Raw genomic sequence first — 18,517 nt, forward strand, 5'->3', positions numbered from 1 at the left:
AGTTAATAAAGTGTGTTACGAAAGGAATTGTTAAGAAATGGTGTCGTTTTCAGTCATTATGCTCTTTTGGTATGTTTTTCCAGTTATTGTCTTATTTGCGTGTAATTTTATTATTTCAACGTTCTCGCTTACAGAACGTTTTAAAGTAAAAGCACCAGATATTTCAATTCCATTTTTGTTTATAGGATTAAATGAATTGTCAAAAGATAGTTATGGACAATCGATCGTCCCATATATGGTCATCTCCGTTTTACTATTAGGTATTTGTGTTGCTGTTTTTCAAGCATACTATTATGGTGAGATCCTTTATGGTAGATATTTTAAAATGTTTTGGCGCTTAGTATTTCTACTGAGTTTAATTTTATATGGTGTACTTGTTTTGCTAAATATCATCCATTACTTTTCATAAAAACAAAATGGGTGGGCGGATACTCCCCACTACTCCCCACCTATTTTGTTTGTAATATTTTTATGAGAAATCAAACGTAAAAATACGTATGGAAATTCCTTTAAAAAGCAATTAGATAGCTGTTGATACCGCTTTTTTTAAAAACAGGAGTACATATTGAAATATTACAAACTTTTTAAATAACCATTAAATGAGGGAAGATTCACTGTTTTTGGTGGTAGAAAGTGGCGGGATGTGGTAGACTGTTTCTATCAAGTGGAAAAGTGGGGAATATTGGCTATGTTTATGGGTGAATTTCAACATAATATAGATGCCAAAGGCCGACTCATCGTACCAGCTAAATTTCGTGACCAATTAGGTGAGAAGTTTGTGGTGACAAGAGGAATGGATGGCTGTTTATTTGGTTATCCGATGTCCGAATGGGAGCAATTAGAGGAGAAGCTAAAAGAAATGCCTCTGGCCAAAAAGGATGCCCGTACATTTGTCCGCTTTTTTTATTCGGCTGCGACTGAATGTGAAATCGATAAGCAAGGTAGGATCAACATTCCTGCTGCGCTTAGAACGCATGGCAGTTTGGAGAAGGCTTGCGTGATCATCGGCGTTTCAAATCGAATTGAGATTTGGGATGAAGCCCGTTGGCAAGAATTTTCTACAGAAGCTGAAGAGAATTTTGATGAAATTGCAGAAACAATGATTGATTTTGGTTTTTAGAAAGAGGAGCATTATGACGGAAGAGTTTCAGCACTATACTGTTTTACTAAAAGAGACAGTTGACGGCTTACATGTGAAAGAAGACGGCATTTATGTCGATTGCACATTGGGCGGTGCAGGTCATAGCGAGTACCTACTCTCTCAATTAAGCGAACAAGGACATTTGTACGCGTTCGATCAAGACCAAAAAGCATTGGATTTTGCAGCACAACGATTAAAAAATTATGTTGATCAAGGCATGGTGACCTTTATCAAGTCGAATTTTCGACATTTAAAAGAAGAATTAGCGAATCATGGGATTGATCAAGTCGATGGAATTTTATACGACTTAGGTGTCTCTTCTCCTCAGCTAGATGAGGCTGAGCGCGGATTCAGTTATCACCAGGATGCACCGTTAGACATGCGGATGGATCAAGATGCAGCATTATCTGCTTATGATGTGGTCAATGATTACAGCTATCATGAATTAGTGAAGATTTTCTTCCGTTACGGAGAAGAAAAATTCTCTAAACAAGTTGCTAGAGAAATCGAGCGAGTACGTGAAAAGGCTCCTATTGAAACAACTGGTGAGTTAGTAGACATCATCAAAGCAGCAATTCCAGCGCCAGCAAGGCGAAAAGGTGGACATCCGGCAAAACGGATTTTCCAAGCCGTTCGAATTGCGGTAAATGATGAACTTGGCGTTGTAGAAGAATCGTTAGAACAAGCTATTGCTTTATTAAATAAAAACGGTCGAATTAGTGTGATCACGTTTCATTCACTAGAAGATCGAATCGTAAAAAGCATGTTTAAAGAATATAGTACGATGCAGGATCTACCACCTGGGCTACCCGTAGTGCCAGAAGAGTTTCAACCAGAGTTAAAAGTAATAACAAGAAAGCCAATTTTACCAGGTGAGACTGAGTTGGCTGAGAATAATCGTTCACGAAGTGCTAAATTAAGAATTGCCGAAAAAGTCAAATTAAACTTATAAAGAAAGGGGTAACGACATGGCTGAGTTAAAAAAAATGGAAGATTTTCAATATGACATTCCAGTGATAGAGGAGCCAGTCACAGAACCTGAACATCAACCAAAAGTTCAGAAAAATGTAGACCTACCCCAATCTCCGAAAAGGAAGTTGAGAAATATCTCACTTTTGGAAAAGACAATCGGCTTTTTATTATTAGTAGCGATTATTGGAATAGCTGTTCTCACCATTCAAGTCCGTACTTCTATTACACAAATGACAAACGAAATTACTGAAACGCAAGCGACGATCCAAGAGAAAGAAGAATCTGCCTTAAAATTAGAGCAACAAAAAAATGAACTATCAAAAGCAGATCGCATCAAGGACGTTGCAAAAAGCAAAGGGCTTTCAGATAACCTTGATAGTATAAGGAATGTGAAATAAATGAGCATAAAAAATAAAATAAAGAATTTTGTCAAAAAGAAGAACTTAAATCCAATGAACAATCGTAAAAAAGTAGGCATTATTTTATTTGCTACGAGTATTGGATTGTTCTTTTTATTTGCCTTTAGATTAACGTACATAGTAGCTGTTGGGAAAGTTGCAGGAGTTTCTTTGCCAGAAAAGACAGCGAATCTTTATCAAGGCAGTAGTGTGGTCAAAGCAAAAAGAGGGGCCATTTTAGATCGAAATGGACAAGTTATCGCAGAAGATGCTACATCTTATTCTGTTTATGCGATTTTGTCTGAAACATACTTAGGTGAAGAAAACAAAAAACTGTACGCACAGAAAAAAGATTTCCAAACACTAGCAGAAATTTTAGATAGAAATACTGAGCTTACGAAGGATGAAGCTTTAGGATTCCTCAATAAAGGTGTTAATGAAGACGGAACAGTCAAATTCCAAGTGGAGTTTGGTACTAAAGGAAAAAATATCACTTTAGAGACGAGACAAAAAATCGAAGAAGAGCTCAAACAAAATAAAGTAGTAGGCCTTTATTTTGAAGGTCATCCAGCAAGAATTTATCCGAATGGTGTTTTTGCTTCTCACTTTATCGGGTATACTGACTCAGCTGATGCAGAGGACGATTCAAAAGGCCTCGTAGGGAAAATGGGCTTAGAAGAATCGTATAATGATATTTTGAGTGGTCAAGACGGTAAGATCGAGTATGAAAAAGATGTCTACGGCAATCCGTTACCAGGAACTGTGGCGAATGAAAAAAAAGCAGTTGATGGGAAAGATATATACACAACCCTAGATTCTCGGATTCAAAGTCAGTTAGAAATACTGCTAGATCCAGTTGTAGAAGAGTTTAAACCAGAGGATATGACGGCAATGTTGATGAAAGCCAAAACAGGTGAAATACTAGCGATGTCTCAAAGACCTTCCTTCAATCCCGAAACAAAAGAAGGGCTAAATGACAAGACTGTCTGGCGGAATATATTGGTCGAAGATAAATTTGAACCAGGCTCTACAATGAAACTTTTCACAGCAGCAGCAGCAATGCAGGAAGGCAAATTTAGTCCAAATACAACATTCGCTTATCCAGCAGGTGGTTATAAATTAGATGATCGAACAGTAAATGATCATGATTTTGGAGCAGTTGGGCCTTTAACTTTCCGTCAAGCGATTTCTTGGTCTAGTAATGTTGGGATGCTTACATTAGAACAGGCGATGGATCCGACAGGTCAAATTTGGAAAAGCTATTTAGAAAAATTTGGTTTTGGAAAATCAACAAATTCAGGTTTAGCAGGTGAATCTGCTGGGGAACTTCCAGGAGATAACTGGGTCGATATCGCAATGTCATCATTTGGACAAGCAGTTTCTGTTACAAACTTTCAAATGATGCAAGCTTATACAGCAATAGCGAATGACGGTTCAATGGTGAAACCACAATATATTAGTAAAATCGTTGATAAAGATACTGGGGAAGAAAAAGTCACACAAACTGAAAAAGTGGGACAACCAGTAATCACTCCGCAAGCAGCTAACGATATACGGACTTACATGATTGATACAGTAGAAGATCCAAATTATGGTATTGCGTATGACGTTTATAAAGTTCCAGGCTACCATGTAGCTGCAAAAACTGGGACGGCGCAAATTACAGGAGAAAATGGTTATATGGCTGGGTTAACAGATTATACTTACTCTGTTGTAGAAATGGTTCCTGCTGAAAATCCAGAATATATTTTGTATCTAACCATGAAAAAACCACAAACTTATACGAGAGAAGCACTTGCAAAAATTGCCAATCCGTTGATGAAATTGGTGATGGAGTCCATGGATAGTGAATCAACTAAAATAGTAGAACCAGCAAAATAAATAAGTTTAGTAGAATAACAGGTAGACCAATACGAGTCAAATAATTAGGAGAGATATCATGGAGTGGACACAAATTTTTATTCCCATAGTATGCAGTTTTGCTATCACGGTGGCGGTGATGCCGATGTTTATCGGTTATTTCCAAATGAAAAAGCAAGGACAAACAACGCGTGAAGATGGTCCAACTTGGCATAATGTGAAAACAGGCACGCCAACGATGGGCGGTTTAGTATTTCTAGTTGCAAGTTTTATCACGGCATTATTAGTAGGGCTATGGAAACAAGAACTCACTCCGTCTTTACTGATTATTTTATTCATTTTAGTGCTGTATGGGTTATTAGGCTTTTTAGATGATTTTATCAAAGTTTTTAAAAAAAGAAATATGGGTCTAAATTCTCGTCAAAAATTGATCGGTCAAATTATTGGCGGTTTAGTGTTTTATTTTGTTTATCGTTCTGAAGGCTTGCCAGATACACTAGATTTATTTGGTGTTGTGACCTTGCCATTAGGGATTTTTTATGGTGTATTTGTCATTTTTTGGTTAGTTGGTTTTTCAAATGCAGTAAACTTAACGGATGGAATCGACGGATTAGTCGCAGGATTAGGGACGATTTCATTTGGTACTTATGCAATTATTGCATGGAAACAGCAGCAATTTGATGTTGTGATCATCTGCTTGAGTGTGATCGGTGGTTTATTAGGATTCTTTCCTTATAATAAAAAACCGGCTAAGATTTTTATGGGTGATGTCGGTTCACTAGCTTTAGGTGGATTATTAGCAGCTATCTCTATTATTTTACGACAAGAATGGACCTTGTTATTGATTGGTCTCGTTTATGTGTGCGAAACAGCTAGTGTTATTTTACAGGTTACATCATTTAAATTATTCGGCAAACGGATTTTCAAAATGTCGCCGATCCATCACCATTTTGAAATGTGTGGTTGGTCTGAATGGAAGATCGATATTGTTTTCTGGTTGACAGGTGCCGTTTGTTCAGCTATTACATTGTGGATTATTTTTTAGAGATATGATCAAAGGGTTAAAGTGGTACTAGCATCCAGAAGCAGTCTTTAGAAAAATAGATAATCTTCGAATGGAACTAAAAGCGTTCCACTCTCAGATTCCTAATTTTTTACAAGACTAACCGCTTCTTTCAGCTTTTCTATGTGTCTAGCATCCAGAAGCAGTCTTTAGAAAAATAGATAATCTTCGAATGGAACTAAAAGCGTCCCACTCTCAGATTCCTAATTTTTTACAAGACTAACCGCTTCTTTCAGCTTTTCTAAAGATAAGGAGAATTTATAATGAAAAAGATAACAGATTATGAAAACAAAAAAGTCCTTGTTCTTGGGCTTGCTAAGAGTGGTGTTAGTGCTGCGAAGTTGTTGCATGAACTAGGCGCACTAGTAACGGTTAACGACTTTAAACAATTTGATCAAAACCCAGAAGCCCAAGATTTATTAACCTTGGGTATTCGTGTTGTTACAGGTGGTCATCCAATTGAACTTTTAGATGAGGATTTTTCTTTGATTGTAAAAAATCCAGGTATTCCGTACACAAATCCCTTAGTAGAGAAAGCTTCAAAAATGAATTTGCCTATTCTTACTGAAGTAGAATTAGCTTATCAAATTGCAGAATGTCCAATTATTGGTATTACTGGGACAAACGGTAAAACTACCACAACGACAATGATCGGCTTACTCTTAAACGCGGATCGAAAAACGGGAACTGCTCGTTTGGCAGGGAATATTGGGTACCCAGCAAGTGAAGTTGCTGAAGAAGCTAGTAAATCAGATGATATCGTTATGGAATTATCAAGCTTTCAATTAATGGGAATCGAAACATTCCGTCCGAAAATAGCTGTGATCACGAATATATATGAAGCGCATTTAGATTATCATGGTTCTAGAGATGAGTATGTCAAGGCGAAGTGGGCAATACAAGAAAATATGCAAGCCGATGACTTTATTGTTTTAAACTGGAATCAAGAAGAACTACAAGAATTAAGCAAAACAACGAAAGCTGCAATTATTCCTTTTTCAACAAAAGAAAAAGTTACGGGTGCCTACCTTGCTGATGGACAATTGTATTACAAAGATGAAGCGATCATGAAAGCCGATGAATTAGGTGTGCCAGGAAGTCACAATATTGAAAATGCCTTGGCAGCAATCGCTGTGGCAAAATTAAAAGGTGTTTCAAACGAAGTAATTAGGCAAACATTGATGATTTTTACTGGAGTTCCGCATCGTACACAGTATGTTGGCGAATTAGCAGGACGTAAATTTTACAATGATTCAAAAGCAACAAATATACTTGCAACGGAAATGGCTTTAAGTGGATTTGACCATTCTTCGCTGATTCTATTAGCTGGTGGTTTAGATCGAGGAAACAGTTTTGACGAGTTAGTTCCTTCATTAAAAGGGATAAAAGCCATCATGCTTTTCGGAGAAACAAAAGATAAATTACACAAAGCAGCAATTGAAGCAGGAATCCCAACAATACAATTAACAGAAAATGTCCAAACAGCAGTTAGTGAAGCCTATGATTTTTCCGAAAAAGATGATACTATTCTATTATCGCCTGCGTGTGCCAGTTGGGATCAATATCCTAATTTTGAGCTACGCGGAGAAGCGTTTATTCAAGCGATGCACCAGCTAAAAGACATAGAAAAGTGAGATAATTATGAAAATATTAATAACTGGCGGCGGAACAGGCGGACACATCTATCCTGCTTTGGCTTTCGTTAATTATGTAAAAAAAATCGAACCAAATACTGATTTCATGTACGTGGGAACAGAAATAGGCTTGGAAAGTCAAATTGTACCTAAATACAACATCCCGTTTAAAACGATTAAAATCCAAGGATTTCGTCGATCACTTAGTCCACAAAATATCAAAACGGTTTATCTTTTTCTCAATAGTATTGGCAAAGCCAAAAAAATCATTAAAGACTTTCAACCAGATGTTGTAATCGGAACGGGTGGTTATGTATCAGGTTCAGTTGTATATGCGGCAAAACAATTAAAGATACCAACGATTGTGCATGAGCAAAACAGTATACCAGGTATGACAAACAAATTTTTAAGTAAGTATGCAATTAAAGTTGCTATTTGCTTTCCAGATGTAGCTGAATATTTTCCTAAAGATAAAGTAGTATTAACTGGAAATCCACGAGCTCAAGAAGTTGTGATGATTGAAAAAACAGATATCCTAAAAGAGTATGGCTTAGATCCTAACAAGAAAACAGTGGTCATTTTTGGTGGAAGCCGTGGTGCTTTGAAAATCAATCAAGCATTTATTGAAGCATTGCCTCTTTTTGAACAAAGAGATTACCAAGTACTTTATGCATCGGGAGAGCGATATTATAAAGAATTACAAGAAACAGTAAATCTTTCCGAAAAGAAATTGACAAACATAAGCATTCGGCCTTATATTGATAAAATGGCAGAAGTTTTAGCGGCTGCGGATTTAATGGTTGGACGAGCAGGCGCAACGTCTATAGCAGAATTTACAGCGTTGGGCTTGCCAGCGATTTTAATTCCCAGTCCATATGTTACAAATGACCATCAGACAAAGAATGCTCAAAGTCTGGTTAAATCTGGAGCGGTTGAAATGATTGCTGATCAAGAACTTACTGGTCTTAAATTAGCGACCGAAGTCGATGGGATTTTGTTGGATGAAACACGTCATCAAGCGATGGCGACAGCTTCTAAACAAGAAGGGATTCCTGATTCTGCTGAAAGACTTTATAAAGTGGTAAAAGAAATTATTTGATAGGGGGTGTAAAAGATTAGTAAGAAAAAAGAGGGTTCAAAAGGACCAGAAGAGATACAGGTCGATCCTGTAGAACTTCCAGATGAACAAAACCTGACTCCTTGGCAAAAAGAAAATTTAGAGTATTTGAAAACACAAGGCGATCAGCCGATATGGAATTCTTCTAAAGAAACTGATGAAACAGAGACAGCGTTGGAAGAAAACGAAACAGTAGCAGAAGAATCTGCTTCGGAAAATCCCGAAACAGAAGAGAAACAAAAGAAAACTTACGAATCTTTTGCAGACCGCTTACCAAAAATAAAAGAAGTGCGCAATAAACGACTGTATCGACGACTGACATTAATCGTTTCTGTCTTTTTGATTGCAATAGTCATTGTGCTCTATTTTGTTTCGCCACTTAGTAAGTTAGGGAGTATTAGCGTGACGGGAAGTGAAGCTGTAGATAGCCAGAAGATCATTGTGCAATCTAAGCTAGAAAAAGGTAAGAGCTTATGGGAGCAATTTGGCGACAGAAAAATTTATGAAGAAAAAATCGAGCGTCAACTACCACGTGTGAAAAAAGCAACGATCTCATTGAACGGAATCAATTCATTCAATATCAAAATCGAAGAGTATAAAGTAGTTGCTTTAGAATCTGCCAATAATGTTTTCCATCCAATTTTAGAAAATGGAAAAATTTTACCAGAAGAAATGAAAGCACCTGTGAGTGGTATGCCTGTTTTTCAAAACTTTAAAGACCAAGCGATCATTAAAAACTTAATGAATTCTTATAATAAACTTCCTGAGGATTTGAAGCAAAATATCTCAGAAATTCGTTATGCGCCTTCTAATGCAAACAAAGAATTGATTAATCTTCATATGAAAGACGCAAATGAAGTGATCGTAAATATCTCTCAATTAGAGGAGAAAATGGCGTATTACAGCAAGGTAGCAAGTCAAATGGAGAAGCCGGGAATCATCGATATGGAAGTCGGTATTTTCTCATATCCTTTTAATAATGAGGCGACTGAAGAAAGTGTAGAAGAATCTTCACAGGCGGTAGAATAAAGTTAAGAAAAATAAAAGAATAAAATAGTAGAATCTGCTTTCTAAAAAGCCTATGTTTATGGTAAAATTGAAAGAAGTGAGTATTCATAAAAAATATATATGTAAAAGGGCATTTTATGCCCGCATACATATTGGAATTAATAGGAGGAGGAACCCCATTCATGGCAAAGACAGGAATGTATGTAGGCCTTGATATTGGTACAACGTCAGTAAAAGTTGTAGTGGCTGAGTTTATTGAAGGTCAAATGAATATCATTGGCGTAGGAAACGCAAAATCTGATGGATTAAATCGAGGGATCATTGTCGATATCGATAAAACAGTAAATGCGATTCAAAGAGCAGTAAGACAAGCAGAAGAAAAAGCGGGAATTCAAATTAAAAGTGTGAATGTGGGGTTACCAGCAAACTTACTTGAAGTTGAAAATTGTCAAGGGATGATCGCTGTTAGTAGTGAGTCAAAAGAAATCACTGATGAAGATGTAAGAAACGTAGCATCGGCAGCTCTGGTTCGTTCAACTCCTCCTGAACGTCAAATCGTGGCCATCTTACCACAAGAATTTACGGTAGATGGATTTGAAGGGATTAAAGATCCTAGAGGAATGATTGGCGTTCGCTTAGAAATGTTCGGAGTGGTTTTCACAGGTCCGAAAACAATTATCCATAATACAAGAAAATGTGTTGAAAAAGCTGGTTTGACGGTGAATGAATTAGTCATCATGCCGTTAGCATTAACAGAGACAGTTCTTTCAGACGGTGAAAAAGACTTTGGAACGATCGTCATTGATATGGGTGGCGGACAAACAACGACTTCTGTGATGCATGATAAGCAATTGAAGTTTACACATGTGAATCAAGAAGGTGGCGAATTTGTCACTAAAGATGTTTCTATCGTTTTGAATACATCATTCAATAACGCTGAAGCATTGAAAATCAACTATGGTGATGCGTATCCTGAAAGAACATCAGTTAGCGAAGAATTTCCGGTTGATGTGATCGGTAAATCTGAACCTGTAAAAGTGGATGAACGTTATCTTTCAGAAGTAATCGAAGCAAGAGTTGAACAAATCTTTAAAAAGTCTAAAGAAGTGCTAGACGAAATCGATGCTTTAGAACTTCCAGGCGGAGTAATCTTAACTGGTGGTGGCGCAAGCCTTCCAGGTGTGGTTGACTTAGCACAGGAAATTTTTGATGCGAGTGTGAAATTATATGTGCCTAATCATATGGGGTTACGTAACCCAGTCTTTACAAATGTGATCAGTATCGTAGAATATTCTGCTCAACTAAATGACATTTATCATATTGCAAAAGGCGCGATTCCTGGCGAGAAGATCAAATCATCACAACCAATCGCCGTTCAACAAGAAGTACAATATGATACTTATGCAGAGACACCACAAGATGATTACAATGATTCTGAAATACATGAATCTGGTGAAAAAGTTACTGGCAAGATCAAAGACTTCTTCTCAAACATTTTTGACTAACAATTAAAACAGGAGGAAACGATACTATGGAATTTTCTTTAGACAATAACATTAACAATGGCGCTGTCATCAAAGTTATCGGTGTAGGCGGCGGCGGTGGTAATGCTGTTAACCGTATGATCGATGAAAACGTTAAAGGCGTAGAATTTATCGCGGCCAATACAGATGTACAAGCCCTTAAAAACTCAAAAGCAGAAACAGTGATCCAACTTGGACCTAAATATACACGTGGTTTAGGTGCTGGATCACAACCAGAAGTCGGTCAAAAATCAGCAGAAGAAAGTGAACAAGTTCTTTCAGATGCCTTACAAGGTGCAGATATGATCTTTATCACAGCTGGTATGGGCGGCGGAACAGGAACTGGAGCAGCTCCTGTAGTTGCTAAAATCGCAAAAGAACTAGGCGCTTTAACAGTAGGTGTTGTTACGAGACCATTTAGCTTTGAAGGACCAAAACGTGGACGCTTTGCTGCTGAAGGAATCGCTCTTTTAAAAGAAAATGTTGATACGTTATTGATCATTTCAAATAATCGTCTATTAGAAGTTGTAGATAAAAAGACACCAATGCTAGAAGCATTCCGTGAAGCAGATAATGTTTTACGTCAAGGTGTACAAGGGATTTCAGATTTGATCACAGCACCAGGGTATGTTAACTTGGATTTTGCTGATGTGAAAACAGTTATGGAAAACCAAGGAACTGCTTTGATGGGAATTGGTGTTGCTAGCGGTGAAGATCGTGTGATCGAAGCAACTAAAAAAGCTATTTCTTCTCCATTATTAGAAACATCTATTGATGGTGCAGAACAAGTATTATTAAATATCACTGGTGGATTGGATATGACCTTATTTGAAGCACAAGATGCATCAGATATCGTAACTAGTGCTGCAACAGGTGATGTGAATATTATCTTAGGTACTTCTATCAATGAAGATTTAGGTGATGAAATTCGTGTTACAGTTATTGCAACAGGAATCGATCCTTCTAAAAAAGATCGCAAATCACAACGTCAACATAGACCTACTCAAATCCAAACGGTACAACAAGCGCCAGTATTGGATATGGAGCAATCAAAACCTGCTCCATCACAACCACAACCTCAAGAAGAAACAAGTGCTTTTGGGGACTGGGATATCCGTCGTGAGCAAAACGTACGACCTAAAGTCGAAGATACAACATTTGAAAATGTTGAAAAGAAAGATTTTGAAACATTTCATCGTGAAGAGCCATCACAAAACAATGACGATGAGTTAAACACACCACCATTTTTCCGTAGAAAAAGATAGGAGCGACTTTTGATCATGCTAGTTGATAATTTAGAAAAAATAAATCAAGAAATTCAGCTGGCATGCCAAAAAGCTTCACGGTCAGACAATGATATAACAATGATTGCTGTGACTAAATCAGTGGAAAAAGAGATCGCCAAGGAGCTTGCTGAACTTGGTGTTGAGAATATGGCTGAGAACCGAGTCGACAAATTACTAGAAAAAAAAGCGGCACTTGAAAATTTTTCATCTATTAAGTGGCATTTGATTGGTAATTTACAGCGTAGGAAGGTAAAATCAATAATAAATAAGATAGATTATTTTCACGCTTTGGACAGTTTGAAATTAGCACAAGAAATCCAAAAACGAGCAGAAAAGCAAATTTCCTGTTTTGTTGAGGTGAATGTAACCGGTGAAGAAAGTAAACATGGATTCAAATCAGAGGAAGTACTTGATTTTATCCATCAGCTAGCTGAGTTTGATCGAATCAAAATCATAGGATTAATGACTATGGCTCCGTTAGATGCTTCTGAACCAGTTCTTCATGAAGTATTTTCTAAGCTAAAAAAACTGCAATCAGCAATAAATAATCAGCATCTGTCATATGCACCATGTACAGAGCTTAGCATGGGAATGAGTAACGATTTCCCGATTGCTATTGAAGAAGGTGCAACTTTTGTACGAATCGGAACAGCATTATTCAGAGGTGCGTAAAGGAGGGGAATCTATGTCAATTTTTAGTAAAAATGCGTTATCGAGCTTTTTTGGATTATCTGGTGAAGATGAATATGATAATTATGATGAATATGAAGAGCAAAAGGTAGTGAATGAACAACCAAGACAGACGGTTCGACAAACACAAGCACAGGTACAAAGACCGGCTGCTACTGAGCCTTTAACCGAAAAACCATCTGCTCGTTATCGTTCAACAGAAACGCATCAAGATAAGAAAGAAAGCCGTCAGGAAACAGCATTTAATGAACAAAAGGTTGTCTCCATGCGTAGTTCTAATAACTCAAGTTCAAAACGTTCGCAAGATACACATAGCGCAGGTAGACCAGGGAAAATTACGATTATTGAACCAAGGGTTTATTCTGAAGCAATGAATATTGCTAAACATATTATCGCAAGTGATGCTGTATTGATTAATTTTCATTTAGTGGAAGAAAATCAAGCAAGAAGAATTGTTGATTTTCTAACAGGAACGGTTTATGCATTAGATGGAGATATTCAACGTGTAGGCGATGAAATTTTTCTATGTACACCATCAAACATTGAAATTGATAGCGCAACGGCTCAATCATTAGCGAAGAAACAAATGTTTGATTTCTAGTCAGGAGGTAATGATTATCGCTCTATTTATATATTTATTATATAAGGCTGTTCAAATTTATTCAGGACTTTTAATCATTTATGCATTGTTATCTTGGTTTCCAGGAGCCTACGATTCTACATTTGGTCGTTTGATTGCAAGAATTTGTGAACCTTACTTAAGCATATTTGACCGATTAAATTTGAGAATAGGCATGGTAGGTTTTAATGTAATGATTGCAATCATTGTATTAAATTTAGCTGCTAGTGCACTGGGACGGATTTTACAATCAATCATGTATTAATAAAAGAAAGGATGATTTATCTGTGAACGCAAATGTGTACCAACATTTTCGAAAAGATGAGCATCCTTTTATTGATTCTGTTGGTGATTGGTTGGAACAGGTTGAAAGTCAGTATGCTCCTTATTTATCTGACTTTTTAGATCCTAGGCAAGCTTATATTTTAGAAACATTGATACGACAAAATAGTGAGCTTGAGTTCCAATTTTACGGTGGATATGAACAAGCTGAGCGGAGACGCTGTCTGATTTTTCCAGATTACTATGAACCAAAAGAAGAGGATTTTGAAGTAGAATTACTTGAAATCGTTTATCCTGCAAAATTTTCTACCTTATCTCATGGTAAAGTACTAGGAACCCTAGTTAATACAGGGATCAAGCGTGAATATTTTGGTGATATTATTTCTGATGGTGAGAGATGGCAAGTATTTGTTGCGAAAGAAGTAGCAAATTTTGTTATAACTCAGGTAGAGAAAATCGGGAAAATTTCAGTAAGACTAGAAAAAAGAAACTATACAGAGATCATTTTTCCAAAAGATGATTGGTCACACGAGCGAACTACAATAAGTTCACTACGTCTGGATAATTTAATCTCTAGCGTATATAATATATCTAGACAGAGATCAAAACAGTTGATCGAATCTGGAAAAGTTAAAGTGAATTGGACAGAGAATATCAGACCAGATTTTTTAGTAGACTTACTAGATATTGTGTCGATTAGAGGTTTTGGCCGAATTCAAATCCAAGAGTTAGAGGGGAAGACGAAAAAGGACAAGTTTCGTTTGTTATTGGGAGTTCTACGAAAATAATCCAAAGAGGTGAAGGAATATGGCATTAACTCCATTAGATATTCAAAATAAGAATTTCTCTACGAAAATGAGAGGTTACAATCAAGACGACGTTGATGATTTTTTAGATCAAGTAACAAAGGATTATGAAGATTCACTTCAAAAAACACGTGAGCTTGAAAAATCATTAAAACATGCTGAAGAAAAATTGCAATATTTCAATGAATTGAAAGATGCATTGAATCAATCAATTATTGTGGCTCAAGATACTGCAGACAAAGTGAAAACAAGTGCGAACAAAGAATCAGAGGTAATCGTAACTTCTGCTGAAAATACAGCAAATGAAATGATTTCTTCTGCTGAAAAACGTTCAAGTAATCTAATTACTTCTGCCGAAGAAAAAGCCAAAGAAATTCTAACAGATGCAACGGACCGTGCTCGTCAATTAGCAGCTGAAACAGATGATCTGAAGAAGAAAACACGTGTCTTCCATCAACGTTTAAGCTTAATGTTAGAAGCGCAATTAGAGCAAGTGAAGAGTGAAGAATGGAATGAATTATTAAAACCATTCTCAAGTTATGTAAGTGACTCACATACTGTTATCAAAGAAGTCTTAGCAGGTGAACTTGATAATAGAGATGATGTAGTTGTTGAGACAACACTAACTGAAGAAGAACCAACTACAATAGATGAACCAACATTAGAAAAAGTAGCAATGGATCCAAAAGCAATGTTAGATCTTTTAAATAAAGATCCTAAATAATTTTGTAAAGAAATAGAACAGAAAAGTCAATAACCATTCTTTTAGCGAGTCAATGATAGTGAAAGTTTGACAGACCCTGGTATTGAAAAGATCCTCTATTTTACTCAAGTTTGAATCAAGTAAAACTTGACGAGTGATTTCGTTAACAATTAACAGAGGAAATAATTGAGTTGATCGATTATTTTAAATTTGGGTGGTAACGCGAGTACTTTCGTCCCTTGGGATGAAGGTACTTTTTGCTGTGAATCACCACGATTGGCTTCGCCAGAGTGGATGATGAACAGTACTTGGCGACTGCAAGGAGCGAAGTAACCATACTGTGAATCACCAAAAGCTTAAGACAAAAAATATAGAAAAATGATCTAATGAATGAAAGTCTTAAGAATTGAAGGACCATGACTGGCTCCGCCAGAGTAGATGATGAACAGTACTTGGCGACTGCAAGGAGCGAAGTAACCTCACCAAAATGTCTGATGAAAAACAAAGCAAGTGATCCGGTTTAGACTATATTTCATTTATTAGCAGCATGGCTTATTAATCAATCGTTACAAAAGAAAGCGAGGAAATAAAAATGAAAATGAAAGAAACATTACAGTTGGGGAAAACAGCTTTTCCAATGCGTGGGAATCTGCCAAACCGCGAAGTAGAGTGGCAAAAAGATTGGGAAGAACAAAAAATCTATGAAAAACGTCAAAAATTAAACGAAGGCAAACCAACATTTGTCCTTCATGATGGACCTCCGTATGCAAATGGAAATATCCATTTGGGTCATTCATTAAACAAAATCAGTAAAGATATCATTATCCGTTCAAAATCTATGTCTGGGTTCCGCTCACCATATGTTCCAGGTTGGGATACACATGGATTGCCGATCGAACAAGTACTGACAAATAAAGGGATCAAAAGAAAAGAAATGACATTAGCGGAGTACCGTGAAAAATGTGAAGAATATGCACGTTCGCAAGTAGACACACAACGTGCTGATTTCAAACGCTTAGGTGTTGCTGGAGATTGGGAAAATCCTTATGTTACATTGGACCCATCATACGAAGCAGCTGAGATTCGCGTATTTGGAAAAATGGCTGAAAAAGGTTATATCTACAAAGGATTAAAACCCATTTATTGGTCTCCATCAAGTGAATCATCTTTGGCAGAAGCTGAAATTGAATATAAAGATGTGAAATCACCATCTATTTATGTGGCATTTAAAGTAGTTGATGGAAAAGGTCTTTTAGATACAGATACTTCATTGATCATCTGGACAACAACACCTTGGACATTGCCTGCCAACCTAGGTATTTCAGTAAATCCAACTTATCAATATGTAGTAGTGAAAGCATACGGTAAAAAGTATGTAGTGGCAAAAGACCTTTTAGAAACAGTGAAAGAAGCAATTGGCTGGGATGAAGTTGAGATTTTAGAAACAATTTCTGGTAAAGATATGGACTATATGACAGCACAACATCCATTCTATGATCGCACATCTCTAGTGATGTTAGGTGATCACGTAACATTAGATGCTGGTACTGGACTAGTTCATACGGCTCCTGGACATGGTGAAGATGACTATATCGTGGGTAAAAAATATAATCTAGATGTTCTTTCACCTGTGGATAATCGTGGTGTGTTTACAGACGAAGCGCCAGGTTTTGAAGGGATTTTCTATGATAAAGCAAATCCAATGATCACGGCACTACTTGATGAAAAAGATGCGTTGTTAAAATTAGATTTCTTTACCCATAGTTATCCACATGACTGGCGTACAAAGAAACCAGTGATTTATCGTGCTACACCACAATGGTTTGCTTCAATCGATAAGTTCCGTCAAAACATCTTAGATGAAGTTGAAAAAGTCGATTGGATCCTACCTTGGGGAAAAACGCGCTTATACAACATGATTCGTGATCGTGGCGATTGGGTTATCTCTCGTCAACGTGCGTGGGGCGTACCATTACCGATTTTCTATGCTGAAAATGGCGAAGCAATCATTACGCCGGAAACAATTGATCATGTAGCGAATCTTTTTGCTGAACATGGATCAAATGTTTGGTTTAAGCGTGAAGCTAAAGAGTTATTGCCGGAAGGTTTCACACACACAGGTTCTCCAAATGGTGAATTTACGAAAGAAAATGACATCATGGATGTTTGGTTTGATTCTGGTTCTTCACATGAGGCTGTCTTGCGTGAGCGTCCAGAACTAACTTTCCCAGCTGATATGTACCTAGAAGGCTCTGATCAATACCGTGGTTGGTTTAATTCAAGTATTACAACAAGTGTAGCGATCAATGGAGTAGCGCCTTATAAAGCTGTATTATCCCAAGGATTTACCTTGGACGGTGAAGGTCGCAAAATGAGTAAATCATTGGGGAATACGATTTTACCAGATAAAGTAATCAAACAAATGGGTGCAGATATTCTACGCCTGTGGGTAAGTAGTGTGGATTATGAAGCGGATGTGCGTGTTTCGATGGACATCTTGAACCAAGTCTCAGAAGTTTACCGTAAAATCCGTAATACAATGCGTTTCTTATTAGCAAACACAAGTGATTTTGAGCCTAAAGAACACACTGTTGCTTATGAAGAATTACGTTCTGTGGATAAATATATGGTTGTCCGTTTAAATCAAGTGATTCAAGAAATTCGTGAAAAAGGCTATGAAAAATATAATTTCATGCAAATTTATCGTTCAGTAATGAACTTTTTAACGGTTGATCTATCGTCATTCTATTTAGATTTTGCCAAAGATGTTGTTTACATTGAAGCCGAAGATAATTATCAACGTCGTTGCATGCAGACCGTGTTCTATCAAACGGCTGTTGCTCTAACAAAGCTTTTAACGCCAATTATCCCGCATACTTCTGAGGAAATCTGGAGCTTCTTGAAAGAAGAAGAAGACTACGTTCAATTGGCTGAATTCCCTGGATATAAGGAGTTTGCCAATCAGCAAGAGTTATTAGATACTTGGGCTGCGTTTATGGACTTTAGAGATAATGTTTTAAAAGCGTTAGAAGAAGCACGTAATTCTAAATTGATCGGTAAATCATTAGAAGCGAAAGTGACGGTTTATCCTAATGAACAAATCCATGAGTTATTAACAGCTGTTGATGCAGATGTTGCTCAATTATTGATTGTTTCTGGTTTTGAGGTTGCGGCTAAAACGGCAGAAGTTCCTGAAAATGTGGAAAAATTCGATGATATGTCGATTCTTGTGGAAAAAGCAGCGGGTGAAACCTGTGACCGTTGTCGTGCTGTACGCACAGATGTTGGTGAAGATGAAAAATTACCACATTTATGTGCGCGTTGCGCTGCAATTGTTGAAGAAAATTATCCAGAAGCTGTGGCAGAAGGATTTGAAGACTAATAAAAAAGGAACTCTGGAAATTTTCCAGAGTTC

The 18,517-nt window shown here is 37.1% G+C and carries 17 protein-coding genes; all 17 read left to right on the forward strand.

Translation table 11 applies throughout. From position 1 onward, the window contains the following. Positions 1–37 precede the first annotated feature (37 nt). The 17 genes from ATZ35_RS09020 to ileS all read left to right on the forward strand — a co-directional run bounded on the left by ATZ35_RS09020 (position 38) and on the right by ileS (position 18,484). On the forward strand, positions 38–409 hold the full coding sequence (locus ATZ35_RS09020; RefSeq protein WP_086280127.1) for a DUF3397 domain-containing protein: 372 nt from the start codon (positions 38–40) through the stop codon (positions 407–409). 279 nt (positions 410–688) lie between these two features. After that, complete coding sequence (gene mraZ / locus ATZ35_RS09025) at positions 689–1,120, forward strand: division/cell wall cluster transcriptional repressor MraZ (RefSeq protein ID WP_010762855.1); 432 nt, start codon at positions 689–691, stop codon at positions 1,118–1,120. Between the two features lie 13 nt (positions 1,121–1,133). Next, positions 1,134–2,093 (forward strand): 16S rRNA (cytosine(1402)-N(4))-methyltransferase RsmH, encoded by a 960-nt coding sequence (gene rsmH, locus ATZ35_RS09030; RefSeq protein ID WP_208926956.1) that lies wholly within the window; start codon positions 1,134–1,136, stop codon positions 2,091–2,093. A gap of 16 nt (positions 2,094–2,109) precedes the next feature. Continuing rightward, positions 2,110–2,511, forward strand: a complete 402-nt coding sequence (ftsL, locus tag ATZ35_RS09035) for a cell division protein FtsL (RefSeq protein WP_208926957.1) — start codon at positions 2,110–2,112, stop codon at positions 2,509–2,511. Then, positions 2,512–4,392, forward strand: a complete 1,881-nt coding sequence (locus tag ATZ35_RS09040) for a peptidoglycan D,D-transpeptidase FtsI family protein (protein WP_208926958.1) — start codon at positions 2,512–2,514, stop codon at positions 4,390–4,392. A 58-nt stretch (positions 4,393–4,450) separates the two neighbouring features. Beyond that, complete coding sequence (mraY, locus tag ATZ35_RS09045; protein ID WP_208926959.1) at positions 4,451–5,416, forward strand: phospho-N-acetylmuramoyl-pentapeptide-transferase; 966 nt, start codon at positions 4,451–4,453, stop codon at positions 5,414–5,416. 281 nt (positions 5,417–5,697) lie between these two features. Then, complete coding sequence (gene murD / locus ATZ35_RS09050; RefSeq protein ID WP_208926960.1) at positions 5,698–7,068, forward strand: UDP-N-acetylmuramoyl-L-alanine--D-glutamate ligase; 1,371 nt, start codon at positions 5,698–5,700, stop codon at positions 7,066–7,068. 7 nt (positions 7,069–7,075) lie between these two features. Beyond that, on the forward strand, positions 7,076–8,167 hold the full coding sequence (gene murG / locus ATZ35_RS09055; protein ID WP_208926961.1) for an undecaprenyldiphospho-muramoylpentapeptide beta-N-acetylglucosaminyltransferase: 1,092 nt from the start codon (positions 7,076–7,078) through the stop codon (positions 8,165–8,167). A gap of 126 nt (positions 8,168–8,293) precedes the next feature. Then, positions 8,294–9,214 carry a cell division protein FtsQ/DivIB gene (locus ATZ35_RS09060; protein ID WP_244148137.1) on the forward strand — a complete coding sequence of 307 codons (921 nt, stop codon included), beginning with the start codon at positions 8,294–8,296 and terminating at the stop codon, positions 9,212–9,214. Between the two features lie 161 nt (positions 9,215–9,375). Further along, entirely contained in the window at positions 9,376–10,698 is a 1,323-nt protein-coding gene (gene ftsA, locus ATZ35_RS09065; RefSeq protein WP_208926962.1) for a cell division protein FtsA, read from the forward strand. A gap of 26 nt (positions 10,699–10,724) precedes the next feature. Then, positions 10,725–11,981: a cell division protein FtsZ gene (gene ftsZ / locus ATZ35_RS09070; protein ID WP_086280153.1), complete on the forward strand. Its 1,257-nt coding sequence runs from the start codon at positions 10,725–10,727 to the stop codon at positions 11,979–11,981. A 15-nt stretch (positions 11,982–11,996) separates the two neighbouring features. Next, the gene (locus ATZ35_RS09075; protein ID WP_208926963.1) at positions 11,997–12,674 is read left to right on the forward strand and encodes a YggS family pyridoxal phosphate-dependent enzyme; all 678 of its coding nucleotides are present in this window, start codon (positions 11,997–11,999) and stop codon (positions 12,672–12,674) included. Between the two features lie 13 nt (positions 12,675–12,687). After that, positions 12,688–13,293, forward strand: a complete 606-nt coding sequence (locus tag ATZ35_RS09080) for a cell division protein SepF (protein WP_208926964.1) — start codon at positions 12,688–12,690, stop codon at positions 13,291–13,293. Positions 13,294–13,303: 10 nt separating this feature from the next. Further along, on the forward strand, positions 13,304–13,576 hold the full coding sequence (locus ATZ35_RS09085) for a YggT family protein (RefSeq protein ID WP_244148138.1): 273 nt from the start codon (positions 13,304–13,306) through the stop codon (positions 13,574–13,576). A 22-nt stretch (positions 13,577–13,598) separates the two neighbouring features. Next, complete coding sequence (locus ATZ35_RS09090) at positions 13,599–14,381, forward strand: YlmH family RNA-binding protein (protein ID WP_208926965.1); 783 nt, start codon at positions 13,599–13,601, stop codon at positions 14,379–14,381. Positions 14,382–14,400: 19 nt separating this feature from the next. Beyond that, entirely contained in the window at positions 14,401–15,123 is a 723-nt protein-coding gene (locus tag ATZ35_RS09095) for a DivIVA domain-containing protein (protein WP_208926966.1), read from the forward strand. Between the two features lie 571 nt (positions 15,124–15,694). Continuing rightward, positions 15,695–18,484, forward strand: a complete 2,790-nt coding sequence (gene ileS / locus ATZ35_RS09100; protein WP_208926967.1) for an isoleucine--tRNA ligase — start codon at positions 15,695–15,697, stop codon at positions 18,482–18,484. Positions 18,485–18,517: the final 33 nt, after the last annotated feature.

Source organism: Enterococcus rotai, assembly GCF_001465345.1.
Taxonomy (GTDB): domain Bacteria; phylum Bacillota; class Bacilli; order Lactobacillales; family Enterococcaceae; genus Enterococcus_L; species Enterococcus_L rotai.

Bases quoted from the DNA above. Each gene is read 5' to 3' on its own strand.
- ileS (WP_208926967.1), top strand. From the start codon at position 15,695: ATGAAAATGAAAGAAACATTACAGTTGGGGAAAACAGCTTTTCCAATG.
- ATZ35_RS09040 (WP_208926958.1), top strand. From the start codon at position 2,512: ATGAGCATAAAAAATAAAATAAAGAATTTTGTCAAAAAGAAGAACTTA.
- ftsZ (WP_086280153.1), top strand. From the start codon at position 10,725: ATGGAATTTTCTTTAGACAATAACATTAACAATGGCGCTGTCATCAAA.
- ATZ35_RS09075 (WP_208926963.1), top strand. From the start codon at position 11,997: ATGCTAGTTGATAATTTAGAAAAAATAAATCAAGAAATTCAGCTGGCA.
- murG (WP_208926961.1), top strand. From the start codon at position 7,076: ATGAAAATATTAATAACTGGCGGCGGAACAGGCGGACACATCTATCCT.
- rsmH (WP_208926956.1), top strand. From the start codon at position 1,134: ATGACGGAAGAGTTTCAGCACTATACTGTTTTACTAAAAGAGACAGTT.
- murD (WP_208926960.1), top strand. From the start codon at position 5,698: ATGAAAAAGATAACAGATTATGAAAACAAAAAAGTCCTTGTTCTTGGG.
- ATZ35_RS09020 (WP_086280127.1), top strand. From the start codon at position 38: ATGGTGTCGTTTTCAGTCATTATGCTCTTTTGGTATGTTTTTCCAGTT.
- ATZ35_RS09080 (WP_208926964.1), top strand. From the start codon at position 12,688: ATGTCAATTTTTAGTAAAAATGCGTTATCGAGCTTTTTTGGATTATCT.
- mraZ (WP_010762855.1), top strand. From the start codon at position 689: ATGTTTATGGGTGAATTTCAACATAATATAGATGCCAAAGGCCGACTC.
- ATZ35_RS09085 (WP_244148138.1), top strand. From the start codon at position 13,304: ATGATTATCGCTCTATTTATATATTTATTATATAAGGCTGTTCAAATT.
- ftsL (WP_208926957.1), top strand. From the start codon at position 2,110: ATGGCTGAGTTAAAAAAAATGGAAGATTTTCAATATGACATTCCAGTG.
- mraY (WP_208926959.1), top strand. From the start codon at position 4,451: ATGGAGTGGACACAAATTTTTATTCCCATAGTATGCAGTTTTGCTATC.
- ftsA (WP_208926962.1), top strand. From the start codon at position 9,376: ATGGCAAAGACAGGAATGTATGTAGGCCTTGATATTGGTACAACGTCA.
- ATZ35_RS09095 (WP_208926966.1), top strand. From the start codon at position 14,401: ATGGCATTAACTCCATTAGATATTCAAAATAAGAATTTCTCTACGAAA.